The sequence below is a fragment of the Daejeonella sp. genome, assembly GCF_044348475.1.
GTDB lineage: Bacteria > Bacteroidota > Bacteroidia > Sphingobacteriales > Sphingobacteriaceae > Daejeonella.
On sequence record NZ_JBIKSU010000046.1, the window covers coordinates 1 to 16282 of the forward strand.

Below are 16282 nucleotides of genomic sequence, written 5' to 3' on the forward strand. Positions count from 1 at the left end.
ATAGCAGCAGGCGCAGCGGTGGGATTTTTGGTACTTTTTTCCTACAGAAAAAGGACTAGGCCCCCGCGGCTATGAGCGGAATGAAATGATAAAATGCTTGGTGGGTACCACCAAGCATTAAAAAGAATTACCTCTAATCAGTAAACTAAGAAAGTATTTTCGCAATTTCAAGAAAACCCTTTTCTAAAGCTTTATCAGCTGGAGTTTTACCATCTTCCATTTTTGCATGCACATTTGCTCCGGCTTCAAGAAGAACGATCAACAGTTCAATATTGCCATTAAAAGCTGCCGAATGTAGTGGGGTAGCACCCGACATTTGTACTACATTGATATCAGCTCCTGCTTCGAGTAGCATTTTTGCAATCATGGTATAATTAGCGGCAACTGCCGAATGTATTGGGTAAACAATGTAATTATTGTTAGATGGTATATTTGGGTCGGCGCCATTTAGCAACAGTAAGTGCGTAATATCTTCATTGCCAAAGTACGATGAGATAGAAAGTGGAGTAAAGCCATCTTCAGAAAAGCTATTGATCAATTGTGGATTTTGGTCAAGTGCCTCTTTAACGATATCTAATTTCCCTAATGCAGAGGCTTCAAAAATGCTAATTTCTGATACAAATTGCAGAATTAACTCTGCAAGTTCTGGTTTCTTATAATAACAGCAGAGCAGGATAGGCGAAATATTCTGACTGGTTTTTTTAATCGCCAAATCTGTATTAGCTTCAAGAAGTGCAAGCAGGTTGGCTGCGTTTCCAGTTTGAATATATTCCTCTAATAATGCCTGATTCATATCCTGAACTAATTAAGTCATATCGTTAAATTAATCAATTTTAATAAAAATAAAAAAAAATATACTACTCATTTACTGATTGCGAACCAACAATTCAATCTTGATTTTTTTTTAAAAACAATTGTTAAACCTATATTAAGAGTTTATTTCAAGAGTTTAAAGCAATTTTACCCTTGTTAAAATTGTTTAAGAAAAGGATAAATAGTATATTAATTGAAAATGATATAATTCATAATATCTCTTTATTCTTTATAACATTATATTTGTCAAGAATTAGCAAAATATCGAATGCCCCCAAAAGGAAATCAATTCAGGAATTCAAATTCATTTCGTGATGAACCTAAAGCAAATCCTGCTTCAAAACAGCGAGATTCCAATCAGTCAACAGATGCTATACCAAAGTTTAAGTTTAATGATGGTAGAGTAACCAAGATAATTGGTCTTTTTTTCTTGATTGTTTCAATTTATTTCATGGTGGCATTTACTTCCTATTTATTTACCTGGAAGGATGATCAAAGCTATGTAATGGATGCCAATGGGGGATGGTCCAATTTATTGAAAACCCAGATTGAATTAACTAAAGTGGGTTTGAATGAGTCTGTTGTGCAGAACTGGTTAGGTAAATTCGGGGCCTTGTTATCTCACCAGTTTATTTACGAGTGGTTTGGTATAGCTTCTTTTCTATTTATCGGTATTTTCTTTATCATAGGATATCGAATGTTGTTCAAGATCAAAGTGCTTTCTATTCCAAAAACTATCGCTTATTCTTTTTTCCTGTTACTATTTATTTCTGTCAGCCTAGCCTTTTTTCATGCTTTTATTATCGATTACCCAAATTATTTAGAAGGAGAGTTTGGATTCTGGACTAATCGGTTATTGCAGGCGCAGATTGGAAATGCCGGTATTGCCGGTTTATTAGCCTTTGCAGGGCTTACCGTGCTGATTATTGCTTACAACATAGATTTAAAGCTTCCTGAACGTAATCAGGAGCCAGGATATGTTATTCCAGATACTGATGGTACGAATGTACAGTTAGAAGAAGAAGTTATTTATGACCCGGTTGAGTTTAATCTTCCCAATAAGCCCGGGCAGACACCAGTTGAAAATAAATTAAACCAGAATCTTGCGCCAGTTGAAGCTGATGAGCTTGATACAACTGATCCTGAAGAACATAAAGCCGTGATTCTTACTCCCGCAAAAAATATACCCCTTGAAACTGCACAACTGGTTAATGACGACCTCAAGGAATCGCCACCATTAACGATTGAAAAAACAGAAGAAGAGCAGAAATCTTCTGAACTTGTTGAACAGTTCGGAATGTATGACCCTACGCTTGATCTATCTAGTTATAAATATCCTACACTCGATCTTTTGGAAAATTACGGGTCTAATAAGATCGCGGTTAATGCAGATGAGCTAGAAGCCAATAAAAATAAAATAGTTGAGACTCTCAACCATTATAATATTGAAATCGACAAAATAAAGGCTACGATAGGCCCGACAGTTACTTTATATGAAATTATTCCCGCACCTGGAGTTAGAATCTCGAAGATCAAAAATCTCGAAGATGATATTGCATTAAGTCTGGCTGCCTTAGGGATACGTATTATCGCACCCATGCCAGGTAAAGGTACTATCGGAATTGAAGTGCCAAATCAGAATCCTGAAATGGTTTCTATGCGTTCTGTACTGGCAACAGAAAAATTCCAAAATACAACGATGGATTTGCCAATTGCTTTGGGAAAGACCATTTCTAATGAAGTTTATATTGCTGATTTGTCAAAAATGCCGCATTTACTGGTCGCGGGTGCTACAGGTCAGGGTAAATCGGTTGGTATTAACGCAATTTTAATCTCTTTGCTCTACAAAATGCATCCATCGCAATTAAAATTTGTGCTTGTGGATCCCAAAAAGGTTGAATTGACACTTTTTAGGAAAATTGAAAGACATTTCCTTGCAAAATTACCAGGTGAAGCCGATGCCATTATTACTGATACTAAAAAGGTAATTACCACATTAAACTCACTATGTATCGAAATGGATAACCGGTATGACCTGTTAAAAAATGGACATGTACGTAATTTAAAGGAGTATAATCAGAAATTTGTTAACAGGAAACTGAATCCAAATGAAGGCCATCGCTTTCTGCCATTTATTGTATTAATTATTGATGAATTTGCAGATCTAATGATGACGGCCGGTAAAGAGGTAGAAACACCAATTGCCCGTATTGCTCAACTTGCACGTGCGGTTGGAATTCACCTAGTCATAGCCACCCAGCGTCCTTCAGTAAATATCATTACCGGTACCATCAAAGCCAATTTCCCGGCAAGATTAGCCTTTAGGGTTTTATCCAAAATCGATTCAAGAACTATCCTTGATAGCGGCGGTGCAGACCAACTAATTGGTCGTGGAGATATGCTCTTGTCAACAGGAAGTGATCTAATTAGGATTCAGTGCGCATTTGTGGATACGCCTGAAGTTGAGCGCGTTTCGGAGTTTATTGGTTCACAAAGAGGTTACCCATCTGCCTGGATGCTTCCTGAATACATCGATGAAAACGCAGACTCTTCAATAAAAGAATTTGATGCTTCAGATCGTGATCCGATGTTTGAAGAAGCTGCTAGGATGATTGTTTTGCATCAGCAGGGTTCTACGTCTTTAATTCAACGTAAACTTAAACTAGGATATAACCGAGCCGGCAGAATAATAGATCAGCTTGAAGCGGCGCATATTGTGGGGCCATTTGAGGGCAGTAAGGCAAGAGAAGTGCTGATACCTGACGAATATTCTTTGGAACAGTTCTTGAATACATTAGACAAAGACGAATAAACTAATAAAAAATGAAGAAGTTGTTAATAGGGGCTCTTATTATCATAGGATCCGGAGTTACTGCATTTGCACAGAGTGAAGTTAAAGCGAAAGAAATATTAGCAGAAGTTTCCAAAAAGTATCGTAGCTACGATGTGATAAAAACAGAGTTTTCTTACACACTTGAAAATCCACAGGCAAAGATCAAAGAAACTCAATCAGGAACTTTATTTGTGAGATCAAAGGTTAATAAATATAAAGTCATTCTTAAGGGACAAGAATTAATCAGTGATGGAAAAAATCAATGGACTTATTTAAAGGCAGATAAAGAAGTGCAATTGAGTGAAGTAGATAACTCTTCAGACGCACTTAATCCGGCAAAGATCTTCACCATTTATGAAAAGGGTTTTAAGTCGGTTTATACCAATGACACCAAGCTGAATGGTAAAACATTACATAATATTGATCTAACTCCACTTGATGGTAAGCGTTCTTTCTTTAAGGTAAGACTGCAGATTGAAAAATTGAGTAAGCAAATTACCAATGCAGTAATATTTGATAAAAATGGTAATAAATATACCTATACCATCAAGACCTTTATGCCTAATGTAAAAGTTCCTGAATCAACATTTGCATTTGATTCTAAGCTTTACCCTGGAGTTGAATTGGTTGATTTAAGATAGATTTCAATAAAATTATTTTAAGGGTTCAGACGTATAGCGTTTGAGCCCTTTTTTATTATTTTTGAACAAGATGACACTTAGTTACACACAACATACGTTAGAAAAGCTTGAATCTTTGCTCAAATCACTTGGATTTAAGTTAAGGTATGAAAAGGGTAATTTTAAAACAGGATCATGTGTTTTGGAGAACAACAGGGTCATACTAGTAAACAAGTATTCTAATTTAGAAAGTAAGATCAACGCGCTTGCTGATCTGCTGCAGCGATCTGAGACCGACGATACTTTACTTGAAGACAAGCAAAAAGCGTTTCTTTACGAGTTGAAACAATTAAAATTAGAGCTTTGAAGGTTACATTTTTAGGAACAGGAACATCTCAGGGAGTGCCGGTAATTGCTTGTGATTGTGCAGTTTGCAGATCAGCAAATCAGTATGATAAGCGCTTGCGTGTTTCTGTTCTGATTGAAATGCAGGGAAAGACGATTGTAATTGATACCGGACCAGATTTTCGATATCAGATGCTTCGGGCTGGGGTAAAGAAGCTAGATGCCATATTGTACACCCATGAGCACAAGGATCATGTTGCCGGACTTGATGATGTAAGGGCTTTCAACTATTTACAAGATACAGCAGTAGATATTTATGCCCACAAACGTGTACAAGATGCCCTAAAAAATGAATTTCATTATGTATTTTCTGGAAATAATTATCCTGGAATTCCGCGTTTGAAATTGAATACCATAGAAGATGGGCAGCCATTTCAGGCAGCCGGTATTGACATTATTCCCATTTCAGTCATGCATTTTCAGCTCCCAGTATTTGGTTTCCGCATTGCTGACTTTACCTATATTACCGATGCCAATTTGATCACAGCAGCAGAAAAATCAAAAATAAAAGGATCAGATATTCTGGTGATTAATGCCTTGCAAAAGGAAAAGCATATTTCTCATTTCACATTAGAAGAAGCTCTTGAACTGGCAGCTGAAATAGGAGCCAAAAAAACCTATTTAACCCATATCAGTCACCGTTTGGGTGCTCATGACGAAGTTTCTGAACAATTGCCTGCAGGCGTATTTCTGGCTTATGATGGGCTGGAATTGGAACTCTAAGACTCACGAATTTACCTGTGCATTATGGTGGGCAAATTCGTTAGTCGCTATAAGGATTATGATGTTTTCTGTTATCTGTTATCAGTTGTCTGTTGTCTGAGGTCTGAAGGACGAAGTATGAGGTCAGAGGTCTGAAGTCTGAAGTGCTACTATGAAATGAAGCTAAATTATCTCAATACTCAATACTGTTATCTGTTGTCAGTTATCAGTTATCAGTTTTCAGTTGTCTGAGGTCTGAAGTCTGAAGTGCTACTATGAAATGAAGCTAAATTATCTCAATACTCAATACTCAATACCCAATACTGTTATCTGTTGTCTGTTATCTGTTGTCAGTTATCTGTTGTCTGAGGTCGGAATTCTGAGGTACTGCTTAAATTATCTCAATACCAAATACTGTTATCTGTTGTCAGTTTTCAGTTGTCTGAGGTCGGAATTCTGAGGTACTGCTTAAATTATCTCAATACCAAATACTGTTATCTGTTGTCAGTTTTCAGTTGTCTGAGGTCGGAATTCTGAGGTACTGCTTAAATTATCTCAATACTCAATACTGTTGTCTGATGTCAGTTATCAGTTAACTGGCTGGGTGGTATGCTGATTGCATTAATAATGATGGTTACAATAATTTAATTCGGAGATTCGAGTATATCGATTTTTTTAAAATGTAAATAGAGAATTAGCAGATTAAAGCTAATTCTCTATTTACGGTAGCCAGATATCTGACAACAGACAACTGATAACTTTTTTTTAGTGCCCAGGAGCAGATTCGAACTGCCACACCCGTTAGGGTGCCACCCCCTCAAAGTGGTGCGTCTACCAATTTCGCCACCTGGGCATTATTACTGTTTGCTGTTATCAGTTTTCTGTTGTCTGCCTTAATTTTCCGATAACAGATAACTGATTCATTCGTGCCCTAAGAGCGACTCAAACTCTCAAGGATTGTACTCCAACGTCTGCTGAGACCACAAAAAAAGAGGTTATTCTCTTTGCGACTATTTTATTAAAAGCGTTTTTTCGTCATTTTTTGACCATAACTGTCAGTGAGAATGACACCAAAACTATGCTGCAAATATATAAGATTTGGCTTTAGTTGGGAGTAAATGAATAAAAATAGTGGAGAGTAATTTTTTATATAAATAAAGACTTAAATTTATTAAATAAGGTATATAGATGATATACTTTTATATCGTTCTCATTGCCATAAGCTAACACAATGCTAGCTGTACTGTCCTTTAAATTAAATCATAAATCACATTCCTCCAAGCAAATTCCCATAAAAAAATTAACTTTGTACTTTCCAATATAGGTACCCAAAGAAAACGTTCAATGATACATTTTTTTGTCTCTCCAAATTACAAGGTTTTTGCTGTTCAAACACATGCTGAGATATCTGTGGATGATATTAAAAAACTAAATTGGTTATTTGGGGAATCACAAAAATCAGTTGATTCGGTACTGCTAGGCTATTATGTTGGCCCCAGGGCTGCAATGATTACACCCTGGAGTACCAATGCCGTAGAGATTACACAGAACATGGGTATTTCAGGTATTATCCGCATTGAGGAATTTGAAAAAGTTCCTGCCGATTTTAATGCCTTTGACCCCATGCTTTTTCAGAAATACTCTGAGCTTAACCAAGAGATTTATACCATCCATATTGAGCCGGAACCTATTCTGCAGATCAGCAATATAGCCGCCTATAATCAATCAGAAGGGCTAGCGTTAAGTTCGGAGGAAGTTGATTATTTGAATAATTTAGCTACTAAACTAGGCAGAAAACTAACAGATTCTGAGATTTTTGCCTTCTCGCAAGCTAATTCAGAGCATTGCCGTCATAAAATTTTCAATGGAACCTTTGTAATTGATGGGCAAGAAAAACCGACATCGTTATTCAAACTAATCCGCAAAACATCTGAAACGAATCCTAACGATATTGTTTCAGCTTATAAAGATAATGTAGCCTTTGTAAAAGGTCCAAAATTGACTCAGTTTGCACCAAAAAGTGCTGATAAACCTGATTTTTACGAAGAAAAAGAATTTGAATCTGTTTTATCGCTGAAAGCAGAAACGCATAACTTCCCTACTACGGTTGAGCCTTTTAATGGGGCAGCAACCGGTTCAGGAGGTGAAATACGCGACAGACTAGCCGGTGGGCAAGGTTCATTGCCCTTGGCAGGAACTGCCGTGTACATGACTTCCTACTCCAGGTTAGATATTGATTCTCAGAAGGATAGGGCAGCACAGAGCATCCGCTCTTGGGAAAACGCGATGCCTGAACGCCCGTGGCTCTACCAAACGCCAGTTGACATCCTTATCAAAGCATCTAACGGAGCTTCAGATTTTGGAAATAAATTTGGTCAGCCATTGATCACAGGTTCGGTTCTAACATTTGAGCATGAAGAAAGTGGGCGCAAAACTGGTTACGATAAAGTGATCATGCAGGCAGGTGGTGTGGGTTATGGAAAGCTAAACCAAGCCATCAAGCAAACTCCTCAATCAGGTGATAAAATTGTGATTCTGGGAGGTGAAAACTACCGTATCGGAATGGGTGGGGCTGCGGTTTCGTCAGCAGATACTGGTGCTTTTGGTTCTGGAATTGAGCTCAATGCCATTCAGCGTTCAAATCCTGAAATGCAGAAACGCGCCGCTAATGCTATTCGTGGACTGGTAGAAAGTGATCATAACCCAATCGTATCTATTCATGACCATGGTGCTGGAGGGCATTTAAACTGCCTTTCTGAATTGGTTGAAGCAACCGGCGGACTCATAGATCTAGATAAATTGCCTGTTGGCGACCCTACCTTATCAGCAAAAGAAATTATTGGTAACGAATCGCAAGAGCGCATGGGTTTAGTGATTGGCCAAAAAGATATAGATATCTTAAAGCGTATTGCCGACCGTGAGCGCTCGCCTATGTATGAGGTTGGCGATGTAACTAATGACCACCGATTCACCTTCGAATCAAAATCAACAGGCTTAAAGCCAATGGATTATGCTTTAGAAGATTTCTTTGGAAGTTCTCCTAAAACGATCATGACCGATAAAACGGTACAAAGAATGTATGCTGAGCTTAGTTATAAAACTTCAGATATTCCATTCTATCTGAAACAAGTTTTGCAACTGGAGGCTGTGGCCTGTAAAGACTGGTTAACCAATAAGGTGGATCGTTGTGTGGGTGGTAAAGTGGCCAAGCAGCAATGTGCAGGTCCATTACAATTACCATTAAACAATGTGGGCGTGATGGCTCTTGATTTTAAAGGCCAAGAAGGTATTGCAACTTCTATTGGACATTCTCCAATTGCTGCTTTAATAGATCCTGCAGCAGGATCGCGTACGGCCATTGCCGAGGCACTTTCAAATATTGTCTGGGCTCCATTAAAGGATGGTTTAGCATCCGTTTCACTCTCAGCGAACTGGATGTGGGCCTGCAAGAATGAAGGTGAAGATGCCCGTTTATATGAAGCCGTAAAAGCATGTTCAGATTTTGCTATTGAACTAGGAATTAATATCCCAACAGGTAAAGATTCGCTTTCAATGAAGCAAAAATATCCGAATGACGAGGTTATTGCCCCCGGAACGGTGATTATTTCTGCAGGTGGAAATTGTTCAACTATTACTAAGGTAGTTGAACCAGTCCTGAAGCGTGATGGCGGCAATATTTATTACCTCAACTTATCTCAGGATACTTTCAAGCTGGGTGGTTCATCGTTTGCTCAAATCTTGAACAGGGTAGGAACCGAAGTTTCAACCATTAAGGATGCTGCTTATTTTAAAAAGTCATTCAACGTATTGCAAGACTTGATCAAAGCGCGTAATATCAAAGCCGGTCATGATGTTGGTAGCGGAGGTTTAATTGTTACTTTACTGGAAATGTGTTTTGCAGATGTGAATCTGGGTGCAAACTTTGACCTCAGCATATTACAAGAAAGTGATACCGTAAAGGCTTTGTTCAATGAAAATATATCCCTGGTTTTCCAGGCTGATTCTACTGTAGAAGCTATTTTTGCACAAAATGGGATCACTATCTTTAAAATAGGATCAGTTATTGAAGGTAATACAGTAACAATTAAAAATAATAGCGACTCATTCACGTTTAATGTATCTGAAACCAGAGATCATTGGTATAAAACATCGTTCCTTTTAGATGCAAAACAATCAAAGAATGGAATGGCGCAAGAACGATACTCGAATTATAAAAATCAGCCCTTAAAATTCAAATTCCCAGTAAATTTTGATGGGAAATTACCTGTAATTGCCAAAGGAACACCAAGACCAAAAGCAGCTATCATTCGCGAAAAAGGAAGTAATTCTGAACGTGAAATGGCAAATGCAATGTTTCTAGCAGGCTTTGATGTGAAAGATGTTCACATGACTGACCTAATATCTGGCCGAGAAACGCTTCAGGATATACAATTTATTGGAGCAGTTGGAGGATTCTCCAATTCGGATGTTTTGGGTTCAGCAAAAGGCTGGGCAGGAGCATTTTTATACAATGAGAAAGCCAATACAGCACTGAAAAACTTCTTCAAACGTGAAGATACCTTATCGGTGGGTATTTGCAATGGCTGTCAGTTGCTGATGGAGCTTGAACTGATTAACCCCGAGCATGAAGTTCATGGAAAGCTACATCATAATTCCTCACATAAGCATGAAAGCGGGTTTACATCCGTACAAATCCAAAAAAACAATTCGGTTATGCTTTCTTCTTTAGAAGGTGCTACATTAGGCGTCTGGATTTCGCATGGAGAGGGTAAATTTAATTTGCCATATGCAGAACACCAGTATTCTATTGTAGCTAAATACGGCTACGAAAGTTATCCTGCTAATCCCAATGATTCAGATTACAATACAGCCATGATGTGTGATGCCAGCGGAAGACATTTAGTAATGATGCCTCATATTGAGCGTTCTACTTTTCCATGGAACTGGGCTAATTACCCTGAACGGGCACAAAAGGATGAGGTTTCTCCATGGTTGGAAGCATTTGTGAATGCTAGGAAGTGGATTGAGGCTAAATATTAAGTTAAATTATTCCTAATTTTATGGTTAACTAACTATCAAGCCATGTACAAATACCTTTTTTTTACGCTACTGCTATTCGGCAGCAATCCTATTTTTTCGCAGAATAAAGATCAAATTATTGGTAAATGGCTCAATGCAACGGGCGAAGCACATATTCAGATCTATGCAACTAGTGGAAAATATTTCGGGAAAATTGCTTGGATGAAAACTCCAAATGATCCTGATGGGAAACCTCGTTTGGATAAGAATAATCCAGATAATAATTTAATGAAAAACCCCATTTTGGGCTTAGTTATCCTGAAAAATTTCGTCTATAATGATGATATATGGCAGGGTGGAAGCATTTATGATCCTAAAACAGGCAAAACCTATAGCTGTAAAATTAGTCTTCAGGGTTCTGATAAATTAAATGTAAGAGGTTTTGTAGGATTTTCTATGCTCGGTAGGACTGAAAGCTGGACACGAATTAAATGATCAGGTGCATCGTTGCGATTATTATTTTTACTTCGTTCTTTGGTTTTCAAACCCAATCTCAAACACTCACACCCTTAGCTTTTGGAAAGAATACGAGTTTGCGTGGTTTATCAGTTGTAGATGACACTGTGGCATGGGCCAGTGGGAGCAAGGGCTGGACAGCAAGTAGCGTTAACGGGGGTAAAACCTGGAATTGGAAACAAATTTCGGGGTATGAAAACCTTGATTTTAGGGATATAGAAGCTTTTTCTGCCAATCGAGCTATTTTATTAAGTGCAGGTACTCCGGCAGTGATTCTGCTTACAATTGATGGTGGATCTGTATGGAAAGAGGTTTATCGCAATGATTCTCCTGAAATTTTTCTCGATGGGATGGATTTTTGGGACGCCGATAAGGGCCTAATTTATGGTGATCCAATTAAAGGTAAATTGGTATTGCTTAAAACAAGCAATGGAGGAGTACATTGGGAAGATATTAGTCAAAACAATACGATAAGCCTAATGGCCGGTGAAGCCAGTTTTGCAGCCAGTGGAACTGCCATTCGCTGCGATTCAAAAGGAAATACATGGATTGCCACCGGCGGAAGTAAATCTAGGTTGTTCTATTCTTCAGACTATGGCGTTAAATGGAGGGTAAACGACTGTCCAATTATTCAGGGCAAAAGCTCTACAGGCCCTTTTTCAATTGCATTTTATACAAAAAAAATAGGAATTGCCGTAGGTGGTGATTATTTGATCGATTCATTAAGGTTAAATAACCTGCTTTTAACAAGTAATAGCGGAAAAACATGGTTAAAGCCATCTAGTTCTACATTTGGATATCGTTCTGCTGTTGAATATTTGTCTGATTTGCGTTTAATTGCGACCGGTCCGGGTGGAACCGATATTTCGAATGATGGAGGTAAGAACTGGATGAATTTATCGCTAATTGGATATCATACGGTTAGAAAGGCAAAATCAGGAAAGCTTGTCTTGTTAACCGGAAGTGATGGTAGAATTGCGTCTATCAGTTATTAATTTCAATTTTAGCTTTTCATTTTTTAGCAATAAATTCTATAATGAATCTAGCGTTTAATAGGATTGCGGATGCCAACAAGCTGCTATCCCATAAGGTAAAATACAGTTTTGCAAAGATCAATGCGGGTAGAGCAGTGATAGCTGTTGCCAATCAAAAATTTGTTTGATGCAGATAGCATTCCTACTTAAAACTAACTCAGAATGAAGAAAATCCTAATTTTTGTACTGCTTTTCAGCTCAATTCATGTGTTCGGACAATCATTGTTAAAATTTCACAAAAAAGCGATAGTTATAGATACTCATGGAGATATTTTAACTGACCAGTCAAAATCAGGAATTGACATTGGTCTTCGTCAAAAGGGAGGTAATTTCGACTTGGTAAGGGCCCGTGAAGGTGGGCTCGATGTGCAGGTATTTTCGGTTTGGAGTGATAATACCGGAGGCTTTGCCTTAGCCAACAAACAAATTGATTCGCTCGATGCATTGATTAAACGCCATCCAGATATGATTGCAAAGGTTAGATCTGTAGCTGAATTGAAAGCAACGGTTAAACAAGGTAAAATGGCTGCTCTGATTGGTGTGGAGGGCGGACATATGATTGAGAATAAGATCGAAAATCTAGATTCGCTGGCAAAAAGAGGTATGGCTTATATGACCCTGACCTGGAATAACAGTACTCAATGGTCGAGTTCTGCTTACGATGAGACTTTTAAAAAGGATAGTTTAAAAAATATTGGACTTAGTGATCTTGGAAATAAGATCATTAAACGTATGAATGAACTGGGTGTGATCGTGGATCTTTCGCATGTTGGTGAAACCACTTTTTATGATGCAATTCGTACCTCATCAAAGCCGGTTATGGCTTCTCATAGCTCAGCTTATGCTTTTCATGCGCATCAGCGCAATTTAAAGGATGATCAGATTAGAGCAATCGCAAAAACAGGAGGAGTGATCTTTGTAAACTTCTACAGTGATTTTCTGGATAGTTCGTATAGGGGTAAATTTGAAGCCTTTAATGCACGTCATAAAGATGAGCTTACTGAATTAGCGGCTAAGCTAGGAAGTCGATCTAAGGCATTGGAAGAGATTAACAGAAAATACATGCACGAAATTGTGGAAATGCAAGCACCCTTGTCTCTTCTGATTGATCATATTGATCATGTGGTTAAACTAGTAGGCGCTAAACACGTGGGTCTTGGGGCTGATTATGATGGAGCCGAATCCTTTCCTAAAGGTTTGGAAGATGTTTCAAAATACCCTTTAATTACCGATGAACTATTTAAGCGGGGATATTCGAAGAAGGAGGTGAAAAAGGTGCTTGGAGGCAATTTTATTAGGCTTTTAAAGGCAAATCGAGGGTGATTTTCTATAGATCTTGAAAGAAATAGATGATGAGATCTTGTTCAACAGTGTATGTTATTTTTCGTCATTTCGATCAGGCATGAAGAGAAATCTGTTGCAACGAATTAGCATTTTTTTTGAAGCTTGCCTCTAAACACGAGATTCCTCCACCTTGTAATATCAATTTTAATTGAAAACTAGCCTAGGTGTTCGAAATGACGTTTGATATATCGGCTTATTGAAGCGTAAACCCCTAAATATTCCACCAATACGTTAATTTAAGTACTAGAAATCTGTTTTTGACAGCAAATGGACTAGGTAGATAATTGTCGGTATATACTATAAAAAGATCGGATGCAGGCTTATAACGCCATTGCAAACGAGTATTGACATTGATATTATTACTCTGTTCATTGTACTGTACAAACCCCGTAAAAAATACTTTATTGGTCATGGTAACATCAACCCTAGGTCCAATAAGCCAAAATTTTGTTGTATTCCAGGGCTGTGGTAAGCGTATGTCATTATAACTTGAACTTAAAGCCAGGCTAACAAAAGGCTGGAATCGATATCCAAATTCACTCGTTACGTTTAAGCGATTTCCACCAGCATAATATCCACCATAGCGTGTAGATAATGACATGGTATATAAACTTTGTGGCCTAGAAACAAAATCTGCACCAAAAGCTTCCCAACGATGCTCAGAACCAGTATTTAATACTGCACCTCCTTTGTTTGTAGGATCGAATGGCCTTTGCAGTTTAACATAATCATTAGCAATCCAGCCAGTTAACGTTGCTCTGCTTCGAAAATTTAGGTTGTAGGCAAGATAATTGGTATAATCTGTGCGTTGAAAAGATTCATTAAAGTAATTCGCTGAAAATAATTTAGGACCATGGCTAACCAAAAGTCCTTTTTTGGGGAAGAACAGATAGCCTGCCTGCGGGCTTAAATTGATATAACCCCTGCGGGGAACAAATCCTACTTCTGCATTGTAATGGCGCCCTACATACTCATGCTGCCAGTTAAGATCCCAGTTTCCGGTCCAATACCGTAGATTAGCGGCCTGCATCATATCTTTTCCACTACTACTTGAACTGAACGATTTCATGGTAACAGCCTTGCCTGTCCAGGTATTATTTGACGATGCAAGGTTATATTCAAGTCCAGCAACCCGATTATAACGGGAAACTCCGGCAGCAGCATTTTCTGCATTAAAATTCATGGATTGCTTATTGATTAGGATAGCACCAATATTAGACCTTGCAAAAACTCTTCTTTGAAGTGCTAGAACAGCAAAATTTTGAGCTGGATCGGCTGCACCGGTGTTTTCTGTTTGCATATTCATCAATCCCACTCTCCAATCTTTATTGAGCTTTCCGCTTAATCGTGCACCGTACTGAATTGGAACTCCCAATCCAACACGCCTAGAAAAAAAAGGTCTAATATTCTGATATCCAAAATTTGAAAAGAGATCGCCATTCTCAAGAAAATACTGTCTCCGTTCAGGGAAGAATAGTTCAAATCGTTCCAGATTTGGAACTTGGCGGTCAACTTCAACCTGAGAATAGTCAGGGTTAACGGTTAGGTCGAGATTTAATGAAGAAGTAATAGCAACCTTTACATCACCTCCAATTTCTCCCCGCTGATTTCGTCCAACAGGAGAGACGGTATGGTTACTTGATACACCACCAAGAGTATAAGGAATAACAGAAATGTTTTGACCTGGAACTGGTGGTGGCTGATCCCAAACTAAATTTCCAGTATAAGCAAGTGATGCAGTTGCGAATTGTCGTGGAACTGGAGCCCAACTTGATTTTTCGGTTGACTTCAAATCCATTCGACTAAAATTGATACCCCATTTTGTAATACCCGCCTTGTAACGAATTGATTTAAAGGGAATAGCAGCCTCAAATACCCATCGGTCTTCGTAGTTTTTTACTGCAGATACCCATTTGTTATCCCAGCTAAGGTCTACCTTGCTTCCGTCATACATAATGCCATCCCATTGGGCACCAGCAGCATTGGATCCAAAAGAAAAGCCATTGGTCTGATCGTCAAATGGGTCCATGAAAAGTAAAAAGTTATCATTTTTTCCGAATGCAAAATCCCTTCTTAATGATTCAACAAAATAAGGACCCGGTTCATGGTAGCAAATTGCGATCAAATAAAGAAAGTCTTTGTCATAACTCATTTTTACATCGGTCCTAATTTTTGCAAAGCTGGTATCCATAGGCTGAACCATAAAGAATTTGCTAGCCAAATCAGCATCCTGCCAGGCACGTTCATCCATAATCCCATCAATTCTAATCTCAGAGCTTGCAGGCTTTAGTTTAAGTTCATATTGAGCATTCTTTTTCTGTGCTAATATGCTGCTGCTAAACAGAATAAATAGTAAAGTAGCAGTGTAGGAATGAAGTTTGATAACAGAACTATTTTTTAGACTATTAAAATTATAAATTCTGATATTTTTTGATTTCAAAAGTTGAAACATACAAATTAAGGCCTTGCGTTTAGATTGAGATGTAATAATAGCAATAATTATTTGTCCTCTTGGTTTGAAGTAGGGAAATGAATTTGACTATCCCACCCTAAAGTTTTAAATTTGCATTAAACAAAAATAAAATGTCTGAAGAAACCGAACATGTAGAATGTCTGATCATAGGATCTGGTCCCGCTGGATATACCGCGGCAATTTATGCTGCACGAGCAGATCTCAAGCCTGTAATGTACACAGGAATGGTTCCTGGAGGACAATTAACCCAAACTACCGATGTTGAGAACTTTCCGGGTTACCCTGAAGGAATTATGGGTCCTGAAATGATGGAAGATTTCAGAAAACAGGCCGAACGATTTGGCACTCAGATTCGTTTTGGTTATGCTAGTAGCGTTGATTTTTCGTCAACTCCGCATCAAGTAATCATCGATGAAAATAAAACGATTACTGCAGATACTGTGATCATTGCAACAGGAGCTTCTGCCAAGTGGCTAGGACTGGAAAGCGAACAAAAATACAATGGCTTTGGAGTATCGGCCTG

12 protein-coding genes and 1 tRNA gene are annotated in these 16282 nt (G+C 38.3%); 10 read left to right on the forward strand and 3 right to left on the reverse strand.

All coding sequences use genetic code 11. From position 1 onward, the window contains the following. Positions 1 to 145 precede the first annotated feature (145 nt). A complete protein-coding gene (locus ACIQZ6_RS09080) occupies positions 146 to 793 on the reverse strand; it encodes an ankyrin repeat domain-containing protein (protein WP_395810330.1) in 648 nt (215 codons plus the stop codon). Between the two features lie 288 nt (positions 794 to 1081). Here ACIQZ6_RS09080 and ACIQZ6_RS09085 point away from each other — a divergent pair, with 288 nt between their 5' ends. The 4 genes from ACIQZ6_RS09085 to ACIQZ6_RS09100 all read left to right on the forward strand — a co-directional run bounded on the left by ACIQZ6_RS09085 (position 1082) and on the right by ACIQZ6_RS09100 (position 5394). Next, the gene (locus ACIQZ6_RS09085; RefSeq protein WP_395810332.1) at positions 1082 to 3625 is read left to right on the forward strand and encodes a DNA translocase FtsK 4TM domain-containing protein; all 2544 of its coding nucleotides are present in this window, start codon (positions 1082 to 1084) and stop codon (positions 3623 to 3625) included. 11 nt (positions 3626 to 3636) lie between these two features. Next, a complete protein-coding gene (locus tag ACIQZ6_RS09090) occupies positions 3637 to 4287 on the forward strand; it encodes an outer membrane lipoprotein carrier protein LolA (protein WP_395810334.1) in 651 nt (216 codons plus the stop codon). Positions 4288 to 4357: 70 nt separating this feature from the next. Continuing rightward, positions 4358 to 4633, forward strand: coding sequence for a hypothetical protein (locus ACIQZ6_RS09095; protein ID WP_395810336.1), 276 nt, complete (start codon positions 4358 to 4360; stop codon positions 4631 to 4633). Further along, on the forward strand, positions 4630 to 5394 hold the full coding sequence (locus tag ACIQZ6_RS09100; protein WP_395810337.1) for an MBL fold metallo-hydrolase: 765 nt from the start codon (positions 4630 to 4632) through the stop codon (positions 5392 to 5394). Before ACIQZ6_RS09095 ends, ACIQZ6_RS09100 begins: the two co-directional genes overlap by 4 nt. A 748-nt stretch (positions 5395 to 6142) precedes the next feature. On the opposite strand, the gene ACIQZ6_RS09105 is transcribed toward ACIQZ6_RS09100, so the two are convergent. After that, positions 6143 to 6226 (reverse strand) — tRNA-Leu (locus ACIQZ6_RS09105). 491 nt (positions 6227 to 6717) lie between these two features. On the opposite strand from ACIQZ6_RS09105, the gene purL reads away from it, so the two are divergent. Genes purL through ACIQZ6_RS09130 form a run of 5 tightly spaced genes read left to right on the forward strand, consistent with a single transcriptional unit; the run spans position 6718 to position 13265 of the window. Next, entirely contained in the window at positions 6718 to 10413 is a 3696-nt protein-coding gene (gene purL, locus ACIQZ6_RS09110; RefSeq protein WP_395810339.1) for a phosphoribosylformylglycinamidine synthase, read from the forward strand. Positions 10414 to 10455: 42 nt separating this feature from the next. Further along, a complete protein-coding gene (locus ACIQZ6_RS09115; protein ID WP_395810341.1) occupies positions 10456 to 10887 on the forward strand; it encodes a DUF2147 domain-containing protein in 432 nt (143 codons plus the stop codon). Next, positions 10884 to 11903, forward strand: coding sequence for a WD40/YVTN/BNR-like repeat-containing protein (locus tag ACIQZ6_RS09120; protein WP_395810343.1), 1020 nt, complete (start codon positions 10884 to 10886; stop codon positions 11901 to 11903). Before ACIQZ6_RS09115 ends, ACIQZ6_RS09120 begins: the two co-directional genes overlap by 4 nt. A gap of 41 nt (positions 11904 to 11944) precedes the next feature. Further along, positions 11945 to 12070, forward strand: coding sequence for a hypothetical protein (locus ACIQZ6_RS09125; RefSeq protein WP_395810345.1), 126 nt, complete (start codon positions 11945 to 11947; stop codon positions 12068 to 12070). Between the two features lie 34 nt (positions 12071 to 12104). Next, positions 12105 to 13265 (forward strand): dipeptidase, encoded by a 1161-nt coding sequence (locus ACIQZ6_RS09130; protein ID WP_395810347.1) that lies wholly within the window; start codon positions 12105 to 12107, stop codon positions 13263 to 13265. Positions 13266 to 13497: 232 nt separating this feature from the next. Here ACIQZ6_RS09130 and ACIQZ6_RS09135 read toward each other — a convergent pair whose 3' ends face one another. Further along, complete coding sequence (locus tag ACIQZ6_RS09135; RefSeq protein ID WP_395810349.1) at positions 13498 to 15738, reverse strand: DUF5916 domain-containing protein; 2241 nt, start codon at positions 15736 to 15738, stop codon at positions 13498 to 13500. A 131-nt stretch (positions 15739 to 15869) separates the two neighbouring features. Here ACIQZ6_RS09135 and ACIQZ6_RS09140 point away from each other — a divergent pair. Continuing rightward, positions 15870 to 16282 (forward strand): NAD(P)/FAD-dependent oxidoreductase (locus ACIQZ6_RS09140; RefSeq protein WP_395810351.1); only part of this gene is annotated, 413 nt, incomplete at its 3' end.